Raw genomic sequence first — 274 nt, 5'->3', positions numbered from 1 at the left:
CTTCTTTCCCACCTGCTTTGATTTGATCAAGCATGTCGAACAATTTCTTTTCCCCAAAGATTTCCTCGAGTGAACCCAAGGCATTTTCATCGAGAGCCTTGTTCAAACGGATACCAAAGCCTTCTTTGAATGCATCACCCAGCTTGTCAAAATTAAACGCCTTGTCCGCTCCTGCCGCAAACATACCCATCATCCGCTCGGCGCTAATCCCAGCCTCTTTAAACTGCGGTGAATACTCCCAAATAGTATCAAGTAAGTCGTCTGCCTTGTCGCC

The 274-nt window shown here is 46.7% G+C and carries 1 protein-coding gene; it reads right to left on the bottom strand.

The window, feature by feature from the left end; all coding sequences use genetic code 11:
- Positions 1-274, bottom strand: a 274-nt coding sequence (locus SB725_RS31180; protein WP_410923266.1) for a hypothetical protein, incomplete at both ends; no start/stop codon positions are given.

The organism is Pseudomonas sp. SIMBA_041 (assembly GCF_046535095.1).
Lineage (GTDB): Bacteria > Pseudomonadota > Gammaproteobacteria > Pseudomonadales > Pseudomonadaceae > Aquipseudomonas > Aquipseudomonas mucoides.
The sequence above is the reverse complement of the archived record's forward strand: the minus strand, read 5'-3'. Positions and strand labels throughout refer to the sequence as shown.